This is a genomic window from Venatorbacter sp. C2-1, from assembly GCF_022832715.1.
Taxonomy (GTDB): Bacteria; Pseudomonadota; Gammaproteobacteria; order Pseudomonadales; family Oceanobacteraceae; genus Venatoribacter; species Venatoribacter alkanivorans.
This window is the reverse complement of the sequence record NZ_CP094879.1, coordinates 2,474,398-2,494,569: the sequence shown is the minus strand read 5'-3', so window position 1 is coordinate 2,494,569 and position 20,172 is coordinate 2,474,398. Positions and strand designations below refer to the sequence as shown.

Here is a 20,172-nt window from a genome sequence, read left to right as displayed (position 1 = left end):
GGGCTTTTTTGTTTCTGTTATTACTGAAATTACGGTGAATTTACAGCCGTGCCATATCCAGACTGAATTCCAGATGCAGTTGCGTGGGCGTTTTAAGCTGGCGCTGCAGTGCGCCATCAAAACGCAGTGAAATTATATGATCACACAGCGCGTAAAATTCGCTGTCAGGAGTAATCTGTCCGGCTTCAAATGGAGCGTTCAGGTGAAAATCGATACTGGTCAGAACCATATCGTCGACCAGGCGGAGTTGCAGATCCAGCTTGCGGCAATACTGCAATGCAGGATCTTTCAGCAACAGGTAATCAAACAGAAAGTGAATAAGATTCGGGTTTTCTTCAATAATCAGCGAGAAGGGCAACAGCCGGTTAACTTCTATTGATTGCAGTTCCTGTGCCTGATTCAGCCAGCCTTCAATGCAGTGAGTCAGGTTGATGCTGGTGCGTGTATCCTGGGTGGTAATGCGCAGATACTGCAGAAACACCTGAATGCCGGGCAACATTTCCGGCTGATGGATATGTTTAGCCAGATGCTCAAGTTGATTAAGCAGCAGGTGGTTGATTTTTTTCTGTTGCTGCTGACGCTCACTGGCATTCATCTGCTCCAGCTCGGATTCCAGCTTTTGTACCGTGGCTTTAGTGCGCAACTGCTCGTTATATAGTTCTTCTGTGCGTTGCGTGACTTTATTCTCCAGTGAGATGGTCAGTTCCTGCGCATGGCGCCGGGCAATCTGTTCTTTGGTCCGGTCAACTACGCAGATTAATATCTGTTGCGGGCGGTTTTCATCATAACGGGTGATCTGCAGAGTGATATCGAAGTAGCATTCTTCCTGGCGGAAGTTGTACAGGCAGAACTCATCATGAATACGTGCGATGCGCCCCTGCAGCAGTTTGTTAATCCGTTCTCTTTGCTCCACCCCATGCGGGCCGCTGATCATATCCATCAGCCGGTCCATTGGATGCTTCATGCTTTCCAGCTCCAGTTCGGTACTGGCCAGCTGGTTGGCAAAGTGGTTGTTGCATTCGAAGCTGTCGTTGTCCGGCTGATAGCGGCAAAAACCAATTGCGGCATTATTAATGGCCATGCTGAGCTGTTCTTTGGTGTTTTCCAGCTGCATCCGCGCGCGTTCGCGCTCATCAACATCCTGCTGCAGAGTGTCACGCATACGGTTAATGGCATCGGCCACCATATTCAGCTCGTCCCGTTTATGCGGCGGATCGTTCAGCACCAGAGGATGATCCAGTTTGTTCAGACTGAACTGGCTGGCCCATTCCGCCATCCGGCCAAGGCGCCGGGTAATCACCTGATGGACAATAAACAGCACAAAGATCGAAACGGAAAAAGTTTTAATAAACTGCGTCAGCAGGATATTTACGGTTTTGTGTTTGAGTTCGTTGTACAGCCCGGCGTAATCCAGGTTCAGGTGCAGATTTCCCAGATGGTAGGACTGGCCGGCGCTCTGATAATCAAGGGCGAAAGAATAGCGTTGGTCAGACTGGCCGTAGACATCGCCTGCACTGTGCAGCACGTTGCCACGGTTTTCGATGTAGACGTAGACCACGCCGGGGAAGTTAAGAATACCGTTGAGCTGAGACTCAATCTGGCGTGAATCAAAATTCCAGAGGCTGTAACTGATGCTCTGCTGGTAACTGGTCTGAATCTGGTGCAGGTTTTTATCATAACTGCTCATGCCGCGCTGATAATCGGACATGAGGATGTACAGAAAAGCGGCGAGGGTGGTCACGAAACTGAAGGCAAGCAGGTAGGAGAGCAGCTTGCGGCCGATGGATACGTAGTTCTTGTTGCTGGCTGGATTGTTCAAATTAATGCTTCGCAGTCAGTTGTCTGGTCTGTGGCTTAACCTGGTTTACAGCATGACTGTAATGATGGCTATCGTTACGGTCTGGGCTGCTCTGTGCTGGCAATTTCAGGCCAGTGTTATTCATTCTGGCGGCCTTATTGCGATAAAACAATGAAATACTCATGCCAGAAGCGCTGAAAATGGCGGTTAATGTCGTCCGAAGTTGATTTGTCACAACTTCTTTGGGGGTATAAGCCTAACCATTTTTATTTCTTGATTTGCATCAAATGGCACCCCGGATTAACCGTTAACCTGAGCTCATCTTTTAAGCATAGATGAGGAACACAGAATGAAACTGTTGAAAACTTTGTTAGCAAGCGCAGTCGCGGTTTCTGCAATGCCAGCTCTGGCTTATGAAGCCGGTGATATTATTGTTAAGGCTGGTGTTGTTAACGTGAATCCGAAAAAAGACAGTGGTATCGATGGTGTTACTGTAGGGGATGATACACAGCTGGGTCTGACCCTGACCTATATGGTGGCTCCTCAGGTGGGCGTGGAAGTGCTGGCGGCAACACCGTTTAAGCATGGTGTATATGCCGGTGGGGATCGTGTTGCTACGACCAAACATCTGCCACCAACTGTCTCTGCCCAGTATTACCTGATGGATCCGGCTTCCAAGCTGCAGCCTTATGTAGGTCTGGGTGTTAACCATACCTTCTTCTTCGATGAAGATGGTGTTGACCATCTGGGCAAAAGCTGGGGTCTGTCTTACTCTGCAGGTCTGAACTATGACCTGGGTGATAATCTGCTGGCTAACGTGGCTGTCTGGAAAATCGACATTGATTCTGAGCTGAATGGTTCCGGTACTGATGTTGAAATCGACCCGCTGGTATTTATGGTCGGCGCTGGCATGAAGTTCTGATAACAGAACGGAAGCAAATAAAAAGCCACGCATTGCGTGGCTTTTTTGTTTTATCTGTTTTTATTGATTGAGAAGTTATTTGTTAAGAATTTAATCTGCAGCAATGTTGGCATGCTGCTGGTCAGTCAGGCCCAGAATTTCATTTTTAAAACGATGGGATACCGGATATTCGCCGATCCAGATTTTCAGTAAGGCGTCATACAGATCTTTACCGGGCAAAACACCTTTCACCTCGTCGTTGATGACTACCCGTGAACCAACACCGGGCACATAGTCGACATAACCTGCATCACCGCGCTCCAGTTTTCCGTCAAACATTTTTACCAGCATATCCAGCCGTTCATCCATCTGTTCGGCCTCGTCGCTGCTAATGTTCAGTTGCAGGGCATCATACATCGCCGTGGCGATACGGCGTCCGCTGACGCGATTCACCAGAATGTGGTAAACGATGCGTTTGTAGCTTTCCTGTTCGATGAGCTGACTGGCATCGGCGGATGGGGATTCGACATACAACAGACCAACGTAGGTATCGACCAGATAGTACAACGTGCGTACTGAGGCGCCGTTCAGCTGCAACTCCGGATGATCGGTGGATTGCGGCAGAATTTCCGGAAATTCAAAACCTTCTATTGTGCGTGCGTGGCTGGTTGCGCTCAGTGCGAGCAAAGAGATCAGCAGAGCGGGTTGCAGAGCCGATACGAGCGGATGTTTGAGTGCTTTGCGGAATAACAGATTAACCATGGCGATCCCTCTGGTTTCTTATTGTTATGTCTTCACTCTATGCCCCTGAGCATGCCGGGGCAATGATTGTCATAATTAATTCATCAAACTGTGGTTGGCGGTTAAAGCAAAGGTGCGAGTAAGCGGCTTGTTTTGGCCAGCAGCACGGGCCACCAGTGTTGGCTTATTTGCGTTGGTTCGGAATGGTCGAAATCAATTTGCAGCATGCTTTCAACATCGCTGGCAAAACTCCGGCTCTGGATCAGCGCGCCGATTTCAAAATTAATCCGCAGGGAACGGTTGTCGAGGTTGGCACTGCCGATACTGCTCCATTCATTGTCGATCAGCAGTACTTTCTGATGCAGGAAGCCTTTTTTATAGGTAAAAAAGCGCACGTTGCAGCGGCTGAGGGATTGGATATAACCGCGCATAGCCTGTTGTACCAGCCAGCTGTCGCTTTTTTCCGGCACCAGAATGCGGATATCAATACCGCGCAGACCAGCCAGCTGCAGGGCGCTGACCAGACTCTGGTCCGGCACAAAATAGGGGCTGACCAGCCAGCAGCGTTCCTGTGCGCTGTGAATCAGGTGAGTGAAATACAGGCTGGCACTTTCGGTTTCATCGGCGGGGCCAGAGGCAATGCACATCACATTGTTATCACCGGTCGCCGGGCTGCTGTTCCATTCAATGGTTGGGATATATTGAGTGGCCCAGTGCCAGTCTTCGGTAAAAGATAACTGAAAACTGAGTGCCGCCGGACCATGGATTTCGACATGGGTGTCGCGCCAGAAGCCGTCTTTCTGACTGTTGCCACGGTACTCATTACCGACGTTATAGCCACCAACGTAGGCATATTCGCCGTCGCAGATCACCAGTTTACGGTGATTACGGAAATTCAGTTGAGTCCGGTTGCGCAGTTGCAGCGGATTAAAGCGTGATACCCGTACCCCGGCATCTTCCAGAGGTTTCAGAAAATGCCGGCCCAGGCTGCGACTGCCAATTTCATCGTACAGAAGATAGGTCGCAACACCGGAACGGGCCTGTTGGCATAACAGGCGGGCCAGTTCCTGACCGGTATCGTCGTTGCGCAGAATATAAAACTGTACGCAAATATAACGCCTGGCTTCAGCAATACGCCGGAACATGGTGCTGAAGGTGGTTTCTCCATCCGTTAATAACCGGCACTGATTGCCGGCAATTTGTGGCAGGCGGAAAAGAGGATAAAGAGGGCGTGTAAGGTGACCAGGGGGCAGGGCAAAGTGTTCAAGTCCCGCCTGCACCTGATCAGCAATAAAACTCAGACTGTGGTCACCATGGCGGCGGGCGCGCAGATAGCCATGAAAGCGGCGGCTGCCAAAGAACGCGTAAAGGGGCAGGGTAACCAGAGGCATCAGCAATAAGCCCAGCACCCAGGCAATGGTGCCCTGAGACGTTCTTCCCTGCCACAGGGCATCAATGGCTGCCAGTACCCCAAAGGTGTACAGCAGCAGCGGCCATATCCACCACGCTTGCTCCGGCATGATTTCCCCTTAATTCATCATGGCCTGAGTAAACGGGATTATCAGAGGCCAATCAAGCGCATAAATTCGTCACGGGTTGCTGCGTTTGAACGGAAGTCGCCCTTCATCACTGAAGTACGCATCATCGAATTCTGTTTCTGCACACCGCGCATCATCATGCACATGTGCTGCGCTTCGACGATCACACCAACGCCGCGGCAACCGGTCACTTCTTCCACGGCTTCCGCAATTTGCTTGGTCATGTTTTCCTGAATCTGCAGACGACGGCCGAACATGTCGACAATACGGGCAAACTTTGACAAGCCCAGGACTTTGCCAGAAGGCAGGTAGCCAATATGGCAGCGGCCGATAAACGGCAGCATGTGGTGTTCACACAGGGAATAAAACTCGATGCCCTGAACCACCACCATCTCATCGTTGTCGCTGGTGAAAACAGCTTTGTTGACTACTTCGTGCAGGTCGGTGGTGTAACCGCTGGTGAGGAATTGCATTGCCTTGGCGGCGCGCTTTGGCGTATCCAGAAGGCCTTCACGCTCAACGTTTTCGCCCAGTTCCGCCAGTACCTGTTGGTACAGGGATTCGAGATTTGACATGTCTATACCGTTGTTAATTTAAATACCTGAGCATTTTACTCAATTTCATAAAACTTATACAAACTGGTTTTTGTATAAGAAATTATCTGCCGGTAACACAGCGCAGCGACTTAACTGGCCGAGCGCTTCGAGATAACGGATCGCGCCGCCCGGTTCTTTGGCTACATCCGTCCAGAAACACTGCAGAAAACCATTACCGTCCGCTGCTGTGCCGGCCGGCAACAGGTCGGCCACACGGCGGGCGATGGCTGCACCAGAGTCAACCCAGCAGACGTTGGGCCACAGCTGCTGCAGCTGTGCTTTCAGTAACGGAAAATGCGTGCAACCAAGAACCACATGGGACAGCGGTTCGGGTTGTCTGAGCCATTGATCCAGGTGAGTGAACAGATCCTGCGGCGGTTGCTGGTGAGTGATCCAGTCTTCGGCCCACTGCACCAGTTCTTTGCTGCCGAAGCGGCGCACGTTGCAGTGTCCGGCGAAATCACGGATCAGATCATCGGTGTACGTCCGGTTCACGGTTGCCGGAGTAGCCAGCAGGCCAATATGGCAACCGGCTGCGGTGTTGTCTGTCTGCTCCGCGGCCTGTTCTGCTGCAAGAGCCGCGGCCACTTTAATGGCCGGTACAACCCCAACGACTGGAATATCCAGCTGCTGTCGCAGCTGAGGCAGAGTCAGCGTACTGGCCGTGTTACAGGCGATGATCAGCAGATCGGGCTTTAACTCCCGTACCGCGCTTGTACAGACCTGAAGCACACGGGGGATCAGTTCTTCATCGGTTTTCAGACCGTAAGGAAATGCTTCGTTATCCATCAGATAATGCAGTGACAGGTGCGGTAACAGCTGTCGCACTTCACTGAGAATGCTGAGTCCTCCGACGCCGGAGTCGAAGATCAAAACCGATGGCTTCATGGCGGTACTGGTTATGGAAAGCGCGGCAGTTTAGCAAATGTTTCTGTTTATATCTGCAGCGCGGCGCAGCGAGCGCGAAATGACAGGAAGCAACTATACTGCTCTGGACGGAAAAGGAGCTGTAACTGAGTGGATTTACAGGAATTACTGGATAACGCCCGGCGCAATGAAGCGCTGTTGCGCCGCCTGCAGGCGTTTGAGCTGCAGTTACTGTCCTGCCAGACCTGGTTTGATTTTCTTACCCTGTTGCTTGATGGTCTGCCTGCGCAGTTCGACCTGGATGCTGCAACCCTCAAAGTGTGTGATCCCGACGGTGAGTTAAAAGCTGCAATGCTGCAGTCTCTCGATCTGGAGCAGGGGGTGCTGCTGAATCAGCTCGAATTTCAGAGCCGTGTTCCTATTATTGATGCTGCCCCGATTGCGCCACCGCCTCCCTGGCAGAGTGGTCTGGCCTTACCTTTGTTGCGCAACGATGTGTATCTGGGGCAGTTACGCCTGTACTCGACCAGTCCGGCACGCTTTCAGGGCGGTATGGCCACCGATTTTATGCAGCATCTGGCGGCGGTGATTGCCGCCTGCCTGATGATGGTTAAGCAGTCGGAAGAGCAGGCTCGGCTGGCTCTGACCGACCCTTTAACCGGTGCTGAAAACCGTCGTGGTTTTGAGCGGGCTTATCAGCGTGAATGGGCGCGGGGTCAGCGTCAGTACCATGTGTTTGCCATGATATTGCTCGATCTTGATCACTTTAAGCGGGTGAATGATGTGCATGGTCATGGCACCGGCGACCGGGCGCTGAAAATGCTGTGCCGGACACTGAAGAGTGTGATGCGTCCGACCGATCATATCGGCCGTTTGGGCGGCGAAGAGTTTGCCGTACTGTTGCCAGGTTGCCAGCCTGACCAGTTGCGCGCCGTGGTTGAGCGGGTGCAGCAGGCCATTCGTTCGATGAGCGTACACAATGATCTGCAACAACCGGTGCCGATGACGGCTTCGGGCAGCTTTGTTTCTGTTACCCCGCGTCCGCATCAGAATCTGGAGCTGGGGCAGATCATTGATCATCTCGACAGCTATCTCTACCAGGCCAAACGTAATGGCCGCGATTGCTTTGTCAGTGCCGAACAGTGACGGGTATCAAATACCGGTTCACTGCTTCGGTTAAAGTCTTGTTTTAAACCGACCGGAGGTGTCATGTCCGATTCCGCTTCTCACCCATATCCTCTGATACTTCCCGTGGATAAAACACCTGCCGATAAAGCCCCTCCGGCAGAACCGGAAAAAACCCTGCATTTACCGTACGGCGAGCGCATGACCCGCGAACGCTACGAGCAGGAAAAGCAAAGCCTGCAGATTGAACTGTTAAAAATGCAGAGCTGGGTAAAGGAAACCGGGCAAAAAGTCGTCGTGTTGTTTGAAGGGCGCGATGCGGCCGGCAAAGGTGGCACCATCAAGCGCTTTATGGAGCATATGAATCCGCGTGGTGCCCATGTTGTGGCGCTGGAAAAACCCAGCGACAGCGAACGTACCCAGTGGTATTTCCAGCGCTATGTGCAGCATCTGCCGGCGGCGGGGGAAATCGTGATGTTCGACCGCTCCTGGTATAACCGTGCAGGTGTGGAACGGGTGATGGGCTTTTGCAGTAATACCGAATATATGGAGTTTATGCGCGAGGTGCCCGAGCTTGAGCGCATGTTTGTACGCTCGGGAATTCATCTGATCAAATTCTGGTTTTCCGTCAGTCGTCAGGAGCAGCTGCGGCGCTTCCAGAGTCGTCAGGTTGACCCGTTAAAGCAATGGAAACTCAGCCCGATTGATCTGGCATCACTGGATAAATGGGATGATTACACCGAAGCCAAAGAAGCCATGTTTTATTACACCAATCATCTGGATGCGCCCTGGACGGTGGTGCGCTCGGACGACAAAAAGCGTGCGCGGCTGAATACCATGCGCCATGTGCTGAATCAGCTGGATTACACCAATAAATCGACCTCGCTTGATCTGACGCCCGATCCGCTGATTATTCAGCCTGCCACTCAGTCTATGGACTGCTAGGGCCTGTTAATACTCAGTGAATCCGGCCTGCTGAGCGCCAGTTTTTCTCAGAGCAAGGAGAGAGAAGTGATATTAGCGGGCTAAATGAATAACGAACGACGAAGTTAATGGGGAAAACTGGCCTCAGCCCGAAGGGTTATGGCTAAAAATCCCTCATCCTGCGTTGCTGTTCGCTCGCTTAACTCGTTACCAATCTGTCTGGAACAGATTGGCGTGCCAACCCCGAAGGGGGGAAGCACAGGGATGTGCTGAACATCCCACACTCTCAGCGCCTTGTTTGAGAAATTTTTAGCCAATAACAGGCCTGTTTAATTAGTGTTAACAGGCCCTAGGACATAACATGCAGGACAGACCTCATCGTAAGCACGCGCAGAGAATTGTGCAGAATTTCCGTAACGAACTGGGACAGGATCTGTCCGACAAGATTGGTGACTACCATTTTGGCAGCCTTGAGGTGCTGATCGAGTCGGCGCTGAATACTGTGGTGATGAGCGCAATGAACGACACCGTCACCGATATTGAGCAGTTACTGAAGCTGGCACAGAAGCGCGCCAAAGGCTGAAACGGACTGCAGGTGTTGTTGCCTGCAGTCCGGTCTGATTTATTGAGCCGGGCTGAAGGTCAGGGTGAAGCTGACGGGTACCACTTCGGCAATGCGTTCCAGCTTAGCAATGTCACGCAGTTTCTGAATACCGGCGGTCAGGGCGAAGCTGTCAGCCTGCACCAGTACTGGCTGCAGGCTGGTGATCACCACTTGTTTGTCCTGTGCCGGAACAATCATTACCGGCACGCTGATTTCTTCTTCGCTGCCATGCAGCATCAGTTTACCTTTCAGATCCAGTGTCTGACTGATACCGTCGCGCGCTTTTTTCATGGCATCGGCCGGGATGGCAGCGCTGAAGGTTGCGCTGCTGAAGCTGCTGGTTTCAAACAGGAATTCCTGCATGCGTTCATCGCGGATCGGAATGCCGGAATCAATGCTGGTCAGATCGATATTCAGCTCAGCCATCCCCTGATCGGTCACTTTGCCGCTGATTTTGCGGAAGTGGTGTACTTCGGTCAGATGAGTATTTTTGGTGGTCAGAAAGGCGAGGGTCGAGGGGGACTGCAATGTCCACTCAGCCTGAGTAAAAGCGCTGAACAGCAGGGCAGAAGCAAATAGTATAGGGCGCATGATGTTTTCCTTGTCTTTGTTATCGACGGGTTAGCGGACTGGCGCTTACTGAATAAGAGTAACCGCCGGGAAAGAATAACTGACCAGCCAGCGCAGTTCGCGTTCAATACCGGTTTTGTTTTCGTTTTCCAGTGTCCAGCGTTGCTGATCCAGTTTGAACTGCTCTTTACGGGACAGCTGTTTGTAAGCATCCAGAATCGGCATTGATGATGTTGACTGATAATGGCTGCGTACGGTGCACAGTTCATCCTGTTCCCATACTGCGGGGTCCAGCGCAGACATCAGGTATTGGATGCGTAACACGCCTTCGGTAATTTCGCACTGTTCGTCGAGGACTGCACGGGCGATAAAACGGATATCCTGCAGCAATTCCAGCTGGCGGTTACGCAACTGCATGGCCGCCTGAGCTTCTTCTTCCTGCTGACGTTGTTCAACAACCTTAACCTGACGGGTCAGGCGCCAGGCGTAACCGGCCAGCAGGGCGATAATTAACAGACCCAGAATAATCAGGCTGTAAGTCAGAATCATGAAAGGCTCCGTCACATAGCAGGCCGGGCATCATAGCCTGTCGTGGTGGAGAAATTAACCTGCAGTTACTGGGGGATTAGCGACACAGACGGCAACCGGAGTCGCGGGTCGTGCCTTCACGGTAGCGCACACGCAAACGTGCCGCTCCCCGTTGTGGCTGAACCTGATAGAAACGGCCGTCGCTGCGCTGTTTGTTCGTATCATCAGCACTGCAATCTTTCGTTGCCGCAGGATCTGCACTGCTATCTGTTTTGTTAATCATCGTTTGCTCCGACAGGGTCAGCAGTGGCCAAGGGTGCGTAACGCTTCACTGGCGGTGAAAAAAATCTTTCCGGGAGACAGGTCGTCCAGCAGGCTGGTTTTACCCAGCTGATCCATCACTGGACCTTTGACTTCGGCCAGATGCAGCTGAATATTCTGAGCACGTAACGTGTTCAGCAAATGCTGCAGGGTTTCAAAACCGCTGAAGTCGATATGGTTAATGGCGCTGCCGACCAGCACTACGTGGCGGATATCCTGACTGCTCTGCAGGCGCTGGCAGATGACATCCTCCAGATACTGACTGTTGGCAAAATACAGGTTCTCATCAACGCGGATCATCAGCACCTGCGGACAGGTAATAACCTGATGGCGTTTGACGTTACGGAAATGATCGCTGTCTCCGACCCGGCCGATTTCGGCAATGTGTGGTTCGCTGGAGCGGCGCAGATACAGTGCCAGAGAGAGCACCATGCCGAGCAGAATGCCATCCACCGCGCCGGCAGCCAGTACGGCGATGAATGTTATCAGCCATACCAGACCATCACTTCTCTGGAAGCGCCAGGCACGGCGGGCGTCACTGAAACTGATCAGCGGCAAGACTGCACTGACAATAATCACGGCCAGTACGGCATAGGGCAGATCGACAAATAAGCGGCTGGCAAACAGACAGACGAGTGCCACCAGTATGACGGTCACCACGGAAGCCAGCTGCGTGCGGGCACCGGCTGCGCGGTTAACCACACTGCGGCCGAAACCGCCTGCCACAGGAAATGCCTGGCTGACAGCCGCGCTGAGGTTAGCGATACCAAGAGCCAGTAACTCCTGATTAGTGCGCAGACGCGGAGCGGGTGTGTGGCCGGAGTCTACTAGTTGGCGCGGTGCCAGAGCCTCGGCCACCGACAGGCTGGACAGATAACCAATCAGCGCGATGATGGCAGCGGCTGGTAATAATGCCTGCCACTGTTCCGCAGACAGTGATGGCAGCGCAGGTGCGGGTAGTCCGGCAGGAAGCTCACCGATGGTGGCGATCGTAAGCCCCGCCGTTTGTACTGTGGCAATCCCCAGGGCAACAGCCGCCAGTGGGCCAGCTTTATTCAGCAGACTGCTGAGCCAGGCTGGCAGGCGGCGGGTCGCTTTGGGCATCAGCCACTGCCAGCCATACAGCAGGGTGACCGCGGCCAGCGCCATCAGTAACGCACCGGCCTGTGCCTGCGGATAATCATGGCTGAGGTGTGTCAGTGTTTGCCACAGCGAGCCGCCACCGGGAAGGGGAATACCGGTTATGTATTTCAGCTGGCTGATTACAATCAGAATGGCGGTTGCGCTGGTAAAGGCGGAGATCACCGAGTGGCTGATAAAGGTTGTCCAGCGCCCCAGATCAATCAGGTAAAACAGCAGCAGCCAGAGCCCGGTCAGCAATGCCAGAGCACTGGCCATATGCAGATAATCCGCACTGCCCGGAGTTGCCAGCGTATGTAAGGCTTCAAAGGTCATCAGAGAAATAACAGCCACCGGACCAACGGCTAGCACCGGGCTGCTGCCCAGCAGGGCATAAGCCAGTACCGGCAGCAGCGCGGCATAAAGCCCGGCCTGTGGCGGCATGCCGGCCAACAGGGCGTAGGCCATGGCTTGCGGTGTGATCAGTGCAGCGACAACCAGTCCGGCGGTAATATCCGGCATCAGCCAGCGCCGCTGATATCCGGAGAAGGTGTTAGTCAGGTGCATGCGGATTGATCTCCCGGTGTGGCATTGGCGCTGTTGTTTCTGGCTGGATATCGCAATAGAGGCTGTTCAGGACATTGATGATGCGTTCGGCTTTGTCGTCACTGAGCTGATAATAGACATTCTGGGCGCTGCGGCGGGTATGCACCAGATGCTCACTGCGCAGCCAGGCCAGATGCTGGGACAGGGCCGATTGACTCAGCGGCAGACGGCTGATCAGTTCGCTGACCGAAATTTCACCATGGCGCAGGCAACAGAGAATGGTCAGACGGTGTTCGTTGGCCAGAGCCTTCAGCAGGCGGACAGCATCCTGGCGGTGGTGATCAAGGGCGTCGTGATTAATCATGATGTGTGTTCCGGACAGCGCTCTTTAAAGTGTATATCAAATATTGCTAAATAAGAATATGCTAATATAATCACTTTGAATTTTATCGCCGGAGGCCGTAATGACCCACCAGCCAACTGATGCAGCAGTGATCAGCATCGAGACATTTTTCCACGAAGATACTTTCACCTTTACCCATCTGCTGGTCGATAAAAGTACTGCCCGTGCGGCCATTATCGACCCGGTACTGGACTTTGATCAGAAATCCGGACGTACCAGTACGGCTTTTATTGACGCCATTCTCGCCGGGGTCAGGGAGCAGTCTCTGACGCTGGATTATGTACTGGAAACCCATGCCCATGCCGACCACCTGACCGCGGCGGATTACATCCGCAGCCAAAGCGGTGCGCGCATCGTTATCGGTGCCGCGATTTGTCAGGTGCAGGGCACCTTTAAGAAGATCTTCAATGAGGGGGAAGGCTTTATCGCCGATGGCCATCAGTTTGACCTGCTGGTCAGTGAGGGGGATAGCCTGCAGCTTGGCGACAGCCGCATTGATGTAATGGCCACTCCGGGTCACACCCCGGCCTGTGTCAGCTATCAGGTGAATCAGCGCGATGTGTTTGTCGGCGATACCCTGTTTATGCCGGATGTCGGTACGGCCCGTTGTGATTTCCCCGGTGGTGATGCTGCGACTTTATATCAGTCGGTACAGCGTTTACTGGCCTTACCGGAAGAGACTGTGCTGCATTTATGCCATGACTATCCGCCGTCTGAGCGGCCGGTTTGCTCGGCCGTAACCGTTGCGGAGCAGCGGGCGGCAAATATCCATGTAAAAGCCGGTGTCAGTGAAGCTTCCTTTATCACAATGCGCACGGAACGTGATGCCGGGCTGGATATGCCGCGGCTGATTCTGCCATCGCTGCAGGTGAATATCCGCGCCGGGGCGTTTCCGCAGGCGGAAGATAATGGTGTGTCTTACCTGAAACTGCCGTTAAACCTGCTCTGACGGGGCGTGTATGGCAATGACTTTTTGGCATTTGCACCGATTTCTATTAGTCTGAATGCAACCAAACAAAAAGGAATAAGCCATGCTGGCGAACAACCGTTGGGTCAGGGCTACCGGTAGTCTGAATGACAAGCCCATCAGTATTCAGTACCGCGAAGACTGGGAGCTTGCCCGCCAATCGGAAAGCTATCCGTTGTGCGTGCAGATTGCCTGGAACGCCGGCAGCGTCGATGACAGCACCGGCTTTCCCGGTCTGGCCGAACAAAGCAAAATCCTGACCTTCGGTGAGCACCTGCAGCAACAGCTTGAACCGGCAGAAAATGCACTGGTAACTATGGTGATTACCCATGACGGAGTGTGCCAGTGGATTATCTACTGCAAAGATATTGAGCTGTTAAAAGAAGGTCTTGACCGCATTCCCACCGGCGAGGGCTTGTACCCGATTGAGGTGGTGGCCGATGAAGACCCTCAGTGGCAGACCTTTACGCAGGTGTATCAGGCGATTCGTCCAGAAGCCTGAGCGCCTCCAGCCGGCGTTCTTCAATTTCCGCCAGCTCCGCTTCGACAATGGCCGGGTTTTCCAGCGTGATCCGGCCTATCTTTCCCGCCCGCAATTCATGCAGACATAACTCCGCCGCTTTATGCAGATCGGCAATACCGCCGGGCTTCAGACAACCGCGTTTGGCGGCAATGGTGTTCAGTGCGTCGGATGCGCTGGCCGGTAATTCCTTAAAGCGGAAACGGGCTGACAACTCGGTGGCGTACTGATCAAGCAGATAACCCAGGGCATAGGTGGCAACGTCGGTGTATTCCATGGCGGTGTCTTTGACGGCGCCACTGGCCGCCAGACGATAGCCGCTGTGTTCGTTCTCAAACTTGGGCCAGAGAATCCCCGGTGTGTCGGACAGCACGATGCCGTTTTTCAGGTCGATCATCTGGTTGGCTTTGGTCACCGCCGGCTCATTACCGGTTTTGGCGATATAGCGCCCGGCCAGTGCGTTGATCAGGGTGGATTTACCGACATTGGGAATACCCATAATCATCACCCGGATGGAGAGCTTTTTCTCCAGCCGTGCCGCTCCCAGTTTTTTACACAGTGCGATCAGCTTTTTAACCTGATTGCGGTCTTCAGCAACCAGTGGAATGGCCTGGGTATTGTGCTGCTTGCCGAAATAGTCGACCCATTGCTGGGTAACCTTAGGGTCCGCAAGGTCGGCCTTGTTCAGCACTTTGATGCAGGTTTTATCACGACGCAGCTCGTCAACCAGAGGGTTGGTGCTGGAGTAGGGCAGGCGGGCGTCAAGCACTTCGACCACGATATCGATGTCTGGCATCGCTTCGCTGATTTTCTTGCGGGCTTTGTTCATGTGCCCTGGGAACCATTGAATTGCCATAGTGACGCTTTCCAATTGACGAGTGATTAAAAGGGCGGCACATTGTAAAGCAAGGCCAGTGGAGAGCAACCGCTCACTTGTACGCAGTGGCCTGAGTATGACTGATTACTGCGTTACCGGTGAAAATCTCCGACACTGGACTGTCATAATTGCGGGTTATTTTAACCTCATGCGGCAAGGTGAAATTGATCGGATTGGAGACAACTATGGATGTCTTACCAGAAGATTTTGCCCGGAGTGCCAAGAAGCAGGGGCGGCAGGCCTCAGCAACGGTGTCCGGTCGGCGGCGGGCAGGCTTTCTGCTCGGCAATAAATTTGTTTTTTCAGATCAGGCCGAGGTGGTCTGGGTAGAGGCGGGGCCGGGGGAGTTCCGGGAACTGCGTCTGTGGCGTAAATAGCTGTCTATGATCGACGGTTCAGCCCCGGCGCTAAGCGTGCGGGTTATATAAAGTACACCAGAGCTGCTGGGCAGCTCTGGCTTCTGTACTGATCAGCTGCCAAACATCGACATTGGCTGGCTTTCTTCTTTGTGTTCAGTTGTTTCTTCGGTGCTCTGGTCTGTGTTTTCCGGCTCTGTTGTCATCGTTACAGCCGGAGCACTGTCGTTCTGTGCAGTCATTGGCTGATTATCCGCCTGGTTACCAGTCTGTGCTGCTGCTTCATCATCAGCATCTGCATCTGCATCATCGTTATCGGCACTGTTGCTTTGCGGACGGTTGCCGGATTCCTGCATTTTGGCTTTTTTGCGCTCAATTTTGGTGATCTGACGGTCGTGGTTGGCCCAGACACCGGTCTTGATCTCAACGCTGTGAATGCCGTTTTCTTCGGCGATTTCATCGGCCAGTGAGCGGGCAGCTTCATCGGCATCGCGGGCCAGCAGCTTGCGTTCGCCGGCATCCAAACGGGCAAACAGATCGATCAGGGCGTTGGACAGCACTTCCTGAGCAATTTCATCGCGGTTCTTGCGGAAGCGGCGGGCAATAACGTTAAGCATGGCCAGATCATTAGCGTCCATGCGCATGGTAAAAGCGGCCAGGGTCTGTTCGCGTTCACGTTTTGCTTTCTCTTCTTCGTAGTAACGGTCAACAAGAGATTGGGTGCTGGTGGTATCGATATCCTGCATGATTGGCTTCCGTCTGGTGGTTCAAATTCAGTCCGGTACTGTATATGTTTACATAGGTTTTGTGCAACCGTCCGTGGTTGTTTTATAGTAGCCATTATTGTCATTTTTCTTATGGACTGATTATGAACACCGCTGACTCCATCGCCGCTAAACTTGCCGTTTTATCCCCTCTGCACCTCGATATCCTTAACGAAAGCCACATGCATGCCGGGCCTGCTACTGAATCACATTTCAAATTGGTTGTGGTCAGTGCGGAATTTGATGGCAAACGGCCTGTTGCCCGTCATCAGCGTGTGTATCAGCTGCTGGCTGAAGAGCTGACCGGGCCGGTACATGCTCTGGCTTTGCATCTTTATTCTCCGCAGGAGTGGCAGGATGCGACCGTGCCGCCGTCGCCTCAGTGTCAGGGCGGTCATTGACCGGAGCTGTCCCGGGGGCATGATAGTGGCGGGCTGGCTTCCGGGCCGGCCTTCGCTGTGAATCTGCGGTTATTGCCAGTACGATTTTGGCTGATGTGCACCTACAGTGATAATCAAAGTGCAGGCATGCTCCACCTGCAATAAAGCATAGCGGGATCTATTTATGTGGTTGGTTACTCGTCTGCTGGTGATAGCGTCTTTAATGGTAAGTCAGGCCTGTATGGCTGACTGGGAACTGGCAAAAGAAGACAGCAAGCGGCAGATTATTGTGTATACCCGTGCGGCTGAGCAGTCTGATATGCGCGAGTTCCGTGGTGAAATGCGTTTGCAGACAACCCTGTCGGCGCTGGTGGCATTAATCGAAGATAATAAAGCCGGCCCTGAATGGATATACCACTGCCGGGCTCTGGAAGTGATCGAACAGGTTTCTGAGCACGAGCGTCTTTTTTATATGGTGACGGAAGCACCCTGGCCAGTAAAAGACCGTGACAGCGTTATCTACAGTGTTCTCACTCAGGCTGATGATTATTCGGTGCACGTTGATATGCAGGTGCGTAACGATGTGTTTCCGGCCAACGATGATTTTATCCGCATAACCAATATGAAAGGCTTTTGGGAATTCCGCCCGGAAGGCGATGGCTGGGTTACCGTGATTTATCAGGTTCACGCCGATCCGGCGGGTGGCATTCCGGCCTGGCTGGCGAACAGTATGGTGGTGGATTCGCCATACTACACCTTGAAAAATATGCGCAAAATGGTGGCCAAAGAACCCTATGTCAGCAGCCGCCTGCCACACATTCGTGATATTGCCAGCGGGGAGTAACAGGTTTTTATTGCGCCTGTGCAATTGCTGGCTGTTCCGCAACTCCTGATATTTGTCATTGCATTGTCATAAAAGCGTCATACAATCGCGCCCAAATTTAAACTCAGAAGTAAGTCCTATGAATTTCTGGCGCAATTTCTTTTCTTCAGTACTGACTTTTATTTTTGCTGTAACGGTTCATGCCGGGCAGATCGCTCGTTTTGACGGGTTGCCTGTTGATGGTGAAATTAACCTTTTTTCTGTACAGGGATCGAACACCATTGGTGCCGAATTAGCCCCGAATCTGGTAAAAGCCTGGTTGCAGGAAAAGGGTGCTGAGAAAATTGAGGTGCAAAACTCCGGCATTGATAACGAGGTCGAAGTCAGCGGTTTTTACCCGGCGACCCGTACCCGTGTAACGGTAAAAATTGCAGCACACGGCTCCGGTACCGGTTTTAAAGGCCTGGCAGCAGGCAGTGCTGATATTGCTGCGGCCTCCCGGCCGATTAAAGATAAAGAGTTCAACCTGTTGCAGCCGCTGGCGAATATGCGCAGTCCGGGCAGTGAACATATTATCGGGATTGATGGTCTGGCGATCATCGTACATCCGGATAATCCGGTCAGTGATCTGAGTGTGGAAGAAATTGCCGAAATTTTTTCCGGCGGTTACAGCGACTGGTCAGAGGTGGGTGGTAAACCCGGCCCGATTCATGTGTATGCCCGTGACGATAAATCGGGTACCTGGGACAGTTTCAGCGGTATGGTTTTAGGTGAGCGTAACTTAATTGCCGGTGCCGAACGTTTTGAATCCAATGCGGAATTATCAGACCGGGTTGCAGCAGACTCGGCCGGTATTGGTTTTGTCGGGCTTTCTTCAGTGCGTTCTGCCCGGTTATTGTCGGTTTCGGATGGCAGCGCCAAATCTTTACTGCCTAATAAACTGACGGTAGCAACCGAAGATTATGCTCTGGCACGTCGTCTCTTTATGTACACCGACGACGAACCTGCCAATGATTATGTTAAAGAATTTATTGATTTTTCATTACAGGATGCAGGCCAGAAAATTGTGGCCGATACCGGCTTTATTTCGCAGGAGCTGAAAGCTGTTATTCCTGAGTTTTACGACGAGCTGCCAGAAGATTTCCGTCAGCTGACTTCCGATGCCAAGCGTCTGACCATTAACTTCCGCTTTCAGGAAGGCAGTGCCAAGCTGGATAACAAAGCTCTGAAGGATCTGGAGCGTCTGGCCGATTTTCTGCACGCTAACGGTTCAGCTGAAGTTGTGCTGATTGGTTTTGGTGATAAAAAGAAAACCGAAAAACGTTCGCAGTTATTATCTAAATTGCGCGCCATGGCAGTGCGCCGCGAGCTGGTACGTTACGGTATCTATCCGAAAAATTCTGTTGGTTACGGTGAAAACCTGCCGGTTGCTTCCGTGAATGGTATGGAAGGTCGCAATAAAAACCGCCGGGTGGAAGTCTGGGTGCGTAAAGCCGGGGCCTGATGCCCTGGTTATTCAGACGCATAAAAAAGCCCGGTTAAATCCGGGCTTTTTTATGTTTGCTTTTGAGCGCCGGATTAATCTTCGGCGTGCAGCAGCAGATACAGCTCAACAACGGCAGCAGGAATATTACTGCACATCTGATTGGACAGGTCGATGTCATCGTCGATGTCTTCCATTTCCGGCTCGTCCATAAACAGACCAGAGGCATACATGATCGGGAACAGGTGCTGGGCAACGGTTTCTTCGTCACGCGCGTACCACTGTTCTTCCTGCAGCAGCACACCGGTCATAAAACCCATGGCCCAGCTTTCCAATGGTGGCTCTTCTTCTTCGTCGACCAGTGTCAGGTCGGCCGGAACCGGGAAATCCTGACCGGAGTCGAGCCATGCCTGAATCTCTTTGGCGAGTTTCAGGAACAGGGCATTTACCTGTTCTTTCTCCGCTTTGCTGAAACCCAGTTGTTCATCAAAGGCGCAGTCCCACACCTGCTGAACACTGAACTCTACCGGGCCCGCGATTAACGCGGTGATCAGGCCGTGTACGGCGAAAAAATCGAAACTGTCCTGACGTTCGGCTTCGTCTTCGAGCAGTACGCCCAGGGTTTCCAGTTCGTCTTCATTAAGGGATGGGATACTATTGAGGTCGGACATACGCTACTCCTGAATTTGGCGCTAATCCTAACAGGCTTGAGACCGTGCGGAAATCTTACAAACAACAATTCTGGCTGACTGTCGGCGGCGAGCAGGTCGCTGTGCATCTCTCAGCGATGCGGCGTAAGAGCATGCGTATGCTGGTGAATGCCGAGGGTGAGGTGGATCTGCGCATCCCGCTGGGGTATCCCAAGGCGGAGGTGCTGGCGTTTGTGAATGCCAATCATGACTGGCTGCTGAAGCGCCGCAGCGAGGTGCTGGCACGACAACAGGAAGCCCGGCAAAGTGTACTGATCCGCGGACGCGAATTACCGTTTAAAAGCAGTGCTCTGGGCGAGTTTATGGTCGCTGAACAGGCGGTCTGGGTGCCTGAGGGCTGGACGCCTGCGCAAACGCAGCAGGCGCTGGATAACTGGCTGCGCGGGCAGGCGCGGCATGAATATCCGCAGATGATTGAACGCTGGTGGCCGTTCTTCAGCCAGTTTGATGTGCGCCGCCCGCAGCTGCGTATTAAAAAGATGCGTACCCGCTGGGGCAGCCTGTCGCAGCGCGGTTATATCAACCTGAATCTGGCGTTAATGCAGCTGCCAGCGGAGCTGATGGAACTGGTGGTAGTGCATGAGTTGTGTCATCTGCGCCACTTTGATCATGGCGCGGGCTTTAAAGCGTTGATGACCCAGTGTCTGCCGGACTGGAAACAACGCGAGCAACTGTTAAATCAGCTGTCGCGCCGTTTGCTCTGAGGTCTGC

General features: G+C 52.9%; 24 protein-coding genes. 11 read left to right on the top strand and 13 right to left on the bottom strand.

From position 1 onward, the window contains the following. Nucleotides 1-40: 40 nt before the first annotated feature. Nucleotides 41-1,819 (bottom strand): HAMP domain-containing protein, encoded by a 1,779-nt coding sequence (locus MT343_RS11050; protein WP_145468204.1) that lies wholly within the window; start codon nucleotides 1,817-1,819, stop codon nucleotides 41-43. A 328-nt stretch (nucleotides 1,820-2,147) separates the two neighbouring features. Between MT343_RS11050 and MT343_RS11045 the strand changes: the two genes are divergently transcribed. After that, nucleotides 2,148-2,720 (top strand): OmpW/AlkL family protein, encoded by a 573-nt coding sequence (locus MT343_RS11045; RefSeq protein ID WP_145468205.1) that lies wholly within the window; start codon nucleotides 2,148-2,150, stop codon nucleotides 2,718-2,720. 90 nt (nucleotides 2,721-2,810) lie between these two features. Here MT343_RS11045 and MT343_RS11040 read toward each other — a convergent pair whose 3' ends face one another. The 4 genes from MT343_RS11040 to murI all read right to left on the bottom strand — a co-directional run bounded on the left by MT343_RS11040 (nucleotide 2,811) and on the right by murI (nucleotide 6,462). Continuing rightward, the gene (locus MT343_RS11040) at nucleotides 2,811-3,461 is read right to left on the bottom strand and encodes a chalcone isomerase family protein (RefSeq protein ID WP_145468206.1); all 651 of its coding nucleotides are present in this window, start codon (nucleotides 3,459-3,461) and stop codon (nucleotides 2,811-2,813) included. Nucleotides 3,462-3,562: 101 nt separating this feature from the next. Next, nucleotides 3,563-4,960, bottom strand: coding sequence for a cardiolipin synthase (gene cls / locus MT343_RS11035; RefSeq protein WP_145468208.1), 1,398 nt, complete (start codon nucleotides 4,958-4,960; stop codon nucleotides 3,563-3,565). Nucleotides 4,961-5,001: 41 nt separating this feature from the next. Further along, a complete protein-coding gene (folE, locus tag MT343_RS11030) occupies nucleotides 5,002-5,553 on the bottom strand; it encodes a GTP cyclohydrolase I FolE (protein WP_145468209.1) in 552 nt (183 codons plus the stop codon). Nucleotides 5,554-5,607: 54 nt separating this feature from the next. After that, the gene (gene murI / locus MT343_RS11025) at nucleotides 5,608-6,462 is read right to left on the bottom strand and encodes a glutamate racemase (protein ID WP_145468211.1); all 855 of its coding nucleotides are present in this window, start codon (nucleotides 6,460-6,462) and stop codon (nucleotides 5,608-5,610) included. A gap of 129 nt (nucleotides 6,463-6,591) precedes the next feature. Between murI and MT343_RS11020 the strand changes: the two genes are divergently transcribed. The 3 genes from MT343_RS11020 to MT343_RS11010 all read left to right on the top strand — a co-directional run bounded on the left by MT343_RS11020 (nucleotide 6,592) and on the right by MT343_RS11010 (nucleotide 9,073). Continuing rightward, nucleotides 6,592-7,587: a GGDEF domain-containing protein gene (locus tag MT343_RS11020; protein WP_145468212.1), complete on the top strand. Its 996-nt coding sequence runs from the start codon at nucleotides 6,592-6,594 to the stop codon at nucleotides 7,585-7,587. 63 nt (nucleotides 7,588-7,650) lie between these two features. Next, nucleotides 7,651-8,511 carry a polyphosphate kinase 2 gene (gene ppk2, locus MT343_RS11015; RefSeq protein ID WP_145468213.1) on the top strand — a complete coding sequence of 287 codons (861 nt, stop codon included), beginning with the start codon at nucleotides 7,651-7,653 and terminating at the stop codon, nucleotides 8,509-8,511. 340 nt (nucleotides 8,512-8,851) lie between these two features. Then, on the top strand, nucleotides 8,852-9,073 hold the full coding sequence (locus MT343_RS11010; RefSeq protein ID WP_145468215.1) for a phosphatase: 222 nt from the start codon (nucleotides 8,852-8,854) through the stop codon (nucleotides 9,071-9,073). A 39-nt stretch (nucleotides 9,074-9,112) separates the two neighbouring features. Here MT343_RS11010 and MT343_RS11005 read toward each other — a convergent pair whose 3' ends face one another. From MT343_RS11005 to MT343_RS10985, 5 genes are all read right to left on the bottom strand, one after another. Continuing rightward, nucleotides 9,113-9,685 carry a YceI family protein gene (locus MT343_RS11005; RefSeq protein ID WP_145468216.1) on the bottom strand — a complete coding sequence of 191 codons (573 nt, stop codon included), beginning with the start codon at nucleotides 9,683-9,685 and terminating at the stop codon, nucleotides 9,113-9,115. Nucleotides 9,686-9,730: 45 nt separating this feature from the next. Further along, entirely contained in the window at nucleotides 9,731-10,213 is a 483-nt protein-coding gene (locus MT343_RS11000) for a DUF2489 domain-containing protein (RefSeq protein WP_145468218.1), read from the bottom strand. Between the two features lie 76 nt (nucleotides 10,214-10,289). After that, nucleotides 10,290-10,475, bottom strand: a complete 186-nt coding sequence (locus tag MT343_RS10995; protein ID WP_145468220.1) for a hypothetical protein — start codon at nucleotides 10,473-10,475, stop codon at nucleotides 10,290-10,292. Nucleotides 10,476-10,492: 17 nt separating this feature from the next. Further along, nucleotides 10,493-12,199, bottom strand: coding sequence for a SulP family inorganic anion transporter (locus MT343_RS10990; RefSeq protein ID WP_145468221.1), 1,707 nt, complete (start codon nucleotides 12,197-12,199; stop codon nucleotides 10,493-10,495). Next, a complete protein-coding gene (locus tag MT343_RS10985; RefSeq protein WP_145468222.1) occupies nucleotides 12,186-12,542 on the bottom strand; it encodes an ArsR/SmtB family transcription factor in 357 nt (118 codons plus the stop codon). Before MT343_RS10985 ends, MT343_RS10990 begins: the two co-directional genes overlap by 14 nt. Nucleotides 12,543-12,642: 100 nt before the next feature. On the opposite strand from MT343_RS10985, the gene MT343_RS10980 reads away from it, so the two are divergent. Beyond that, a complete protein-coding gene (locus tag MT343_RS10980) occupies nucleotides 12,643-13,530 on the top strand; it encodes an MBL fold metallo-hydrolase (RefSeq protein ID WP_145468224.1) in 888 nt (295 codons plus the stop codon). A gap of 82 nt (nucleotides 13,531-13,612) precedes the next feature. After that, nucleotides 13,613-14,050, top strand: coding sequence for a DUF695 domain-containing protein (locus tag MT343_RS10975; protein ID WP_145468226.1), 438 nt, complete (start codon nucleotides 13,613-13,615; stop codon nucleotides 14,048-14,050). On the opposite strand, the gene ylqF is transcribed toward MT343_RS10975, so the two are convergent. Beyond that, nucleotides 14,013-14,924 carry a ribosome biogenesis GTPase YlqF gene (ylqF, locus tag MT343_RS10970; RefSeq protein ID WP_145468227.1) on the bottom strand — a complete coding sequence of 304 codons (912 nt, stop codon included), beginning with the start codon at nucleotides 14,922-14,924 and terminating at the stop codon, nucleotides 14,013-14,015. The genes MT343_RS10975 and ylqF overlap by 38 nt on opposite strands. A gap of 149 nt (nucleotides 14,925-15,073) precedes the next feature. On the opposite strand from ylqF, the gene MT343_RS10965 reads away from it, so the two are divergent. Then, nucleotides 15,074-15,322 carry a hypothetical protein gene (locus MT343_RS10965; RefSeq protein WP_145468229.1) on the top strand — a complete coding sequence of 83 codons (249 nt, stop codon included), beginning with the start codon at nucleotides 15,074-15,076 and terminating at the stop codon, nucleotides 15,320-15,322. A 92-nt stretch (nucleotides 15,323-15,414) separates the two neighbouring features. On the opposite strand, the gene MT343_RS10960 is transcribed toward MT343_RS10965, so the two are convergent. Further along, a complete protein-coding gene (locus tag MT343_RS10960; RefSeq protein ID WP_145468231.1) occupies nucleotides 15,415-16,047 on the bottom strand; it encodes a hypothetical protein in 633 nt (210 codons plus the stop codon). A gap of 122 nt (nucleotides 16,048-16,169) precedes the next feature. Between MT343_RS10960 and MT343_RS10955 the strand changes: the two genes are divergently transcribed. The 3 genes from MT343_RS10955 to MT343_RS10945 all read left to right on the top strand — a co-directional run bounded on the left by MT343_RS10955 (nucleotide 16,170) and on the right by MT343_RS10945 (nucleotide 18,772). Beyond that, the gene (locus tag MT343_RS10955; protein WP_145468233.1) at nucleotides 16,170-16,466 is read left to right on the top strand and encodes a BolA family protein; all 297 of its coding nucleotides are present in this window, start codon (nucleotides 16,170-16,172) and stop codon (nucleotides 16,464-16,466) included. 163 nt (nucleotides 16,467-16,629) lie between these two features. Then, nucleotides 16,630-17,289 carry an START domain-containing protein gene (locus tag MT343_RS10950; protein ID WP_145468235.1) on the top strand — a complete coding sequence of 220 codons (660 nt, stop codon included), beginning with the start codon at nucleotides 16,630-16,632 and terminating at the stop codon, nucleotides 17,287-17,289. A gap of 118 nt (nucleotides 17,290-17,407) precedes the next feature. Further along, the gene (locus MT343_RS10945) at nucleotides 17,408-18,772 is read left to right on the top strand and encodes a substrate-binding domain-containing protein (protein ID WP_145468237.1); all 1,365 of its coding nucleotides are present in this window, start codon (nucleotides 17,408-17,410) and stop codon (nucleotides 18,770-18,772) included. 74 nt (nucleotides 18,773-18,846) lie between these two features. Here the strand turns inward: MT343_RS10945 and MT343_RS10940 are convergent, their stop codons facing one another. After that, nucleotides 18,847-19,422, bottom strand: a complete 576-nt coding sequence (locus tag MT343_RS10940; RefSeq protein ID WP_145468239.1) for a YecA/YgfB family protein — start codon at nucleotides 19,420-19,422, stop codon at nucleotides 18,847-18,849. A 44-nt stretch (nucleotides 19,423-19,466) separates the two neighbouring features. Here MT343_RS10940 and MT343_RS10935 point away from each other — a divergent pair, with 44 nt between their 5' ends. Continuing rightward, nucleotides 19,467-20,165, top strand: a complete 699-nt coding sequence (locus tag MT343_RS10935; protein ID WP_145468241.1) for a M48 family metallopeptidase — start codon at nucleotides 19,467-19,469, stop codon at nucleotides 20,163-20,165. Nucleotides 20,166-20,172: the final 7 nt, after the last annotated feature.

Excerpts from the sequence above, each read along its gene's own strand:
- MT343_RS11045 (WP_145468205.1), top strand. The coding sequence starts at position 2,148 with ATGAAACTGTTGAAAACTTTGTTAGCAAGCGCAGTCGCGGTTTCTGCA.
- MT343_RS11040 (WP_145468206.1), bottom strand. The coding sequence starts at position 3,461 with ATGGTTAATCTGTTATTCCGCAAAGCACTCAAACATCCGCTCGTATCG.
- cls (WP_145468208.1), bottom strand. The coding sequence starts at position 4,960 with ATGCCGGAGCAAGCGTGGTGGATATGGCCGCTGCTGCTGTACACCTTT.
- folE (WP_145468209.1), bottom strand. The coding sequence starts at position 5,553 with ATGTCAAATCTCGAATCCCTGTACCAACAGGTACTGGCGGAACTGGGC.
- murI (WP_145468211.1), bottom strand. The coding sequence starts at position 6,462 with ATGAAGCCATCGGTTTTGATCTTCGACTCCGGCGTCGGAGGACTCAGC.
- ppk2 (WP_145468213.1), top strand. The coding sequence starts at position 7,651 with ATGTCCGATTCCGCTTCTCACCCATATCCTCTGATACTTCCCGTGGAT.
- MT343_RS11010 (WP_145468215.1), top strand. The coding sequence starts at position 8,852 with ATGCAGGACAGACCTCATCGTAAGCACGCGCAGAGAATTGTGCAGAAT.
- MT343_RS11005 (WP_145468216.1), bottom strand. The coding sequence starts at position 9,685 with ATGCGCCCTATACTATTTGCTTCTGCCCTGCTGTTCAGCGCTTTTACT.
- MT343_RS11000 (WP_145468218.1), bottom strand. The coding sequence starts at position 10,213 with ATGATTCTGACTTACAGCCTGATTATTCTGGGTCTGTTAATTATCGCC.
- MT343_RS10995 (WP_145468220.1), bottom strand. The coding sequence starts at position 10,475 with ATGATTAACAAAACAGATAGCAGTGCAGATCCTGCGGCAACGAAAGAT.
- MT343_RS10990 (WP_145468221.1), bottom strand. The coding sequence starts at position 12,199 with ATGCACCTGACTAACACCTTCTCCGGATATCAGCGGCGCTGGCTGATG.
- MT343_RS10985 (WP_145468222.1), bottom strand. The coding sequence starts at position 12,542 with ATGATTAATCACGACGCCCTTGATCACCACCGCCAGGATGCTGTCCGC.
- MT343_RS10980 (WP_145468224.1), top strand. The coding sequence starts at position 12,643 with ATGACCCACCAGCCAACTGATGCAGCAGTGATCAGCATCGAGACATTT.
- MT343_RS10975 (WP_145468226.1), top strand. The coding sequence starts at position 13,613 with ATGCTGGCGAACAACCGTTGGGTCAGGGCTACCGGTAGTCTGAATGAC.
- ylqF (WP_145468227.1), bottom strand. The coding sequence starts at position 14,924 with ATGGCAATTCAATGGTTCCCAGGGCACATGAACAAAGCCCGCAAGAAA.
- MT343_RS10960 (WP_145468231.1), bottom strand. The coding sequence starts at position 16,047 with ATGCAGGATATCGATACCACCAGCACCCAATCTCTTGTTGACCGTTAC.
- MT343_RS10955 (WP_145468233.1), top strand. The coding sequence starts at position 16,170 with ATGAACACCGCTGACTCCATCGCCGCTAAACTTGCCGTTTTATCCCCT.
- MT343_RS10950 (WP_145468235.1), top strand. The coding sequence starts at position 16,630 with ATGTGGTTGGTTACTCGTCTGCTGGTGATAGCGTCTTTAATGGTAAGT.
- MT343_RS10945 (WP_145468237.1), top strand. The coding sequence starts at position 17,408 with ATGAATTTCTGGCGCAATTTCTTTTCTTCAGTACTGACTTTTATTTTT.
- MT343_RS10940 (WP_145468239.1), bottom strand. The coding sequence starts at position 19,422 with ATGTCCGACCTCAATAGTATCCCATCCCTTAATGAAGACGAACTGGAA.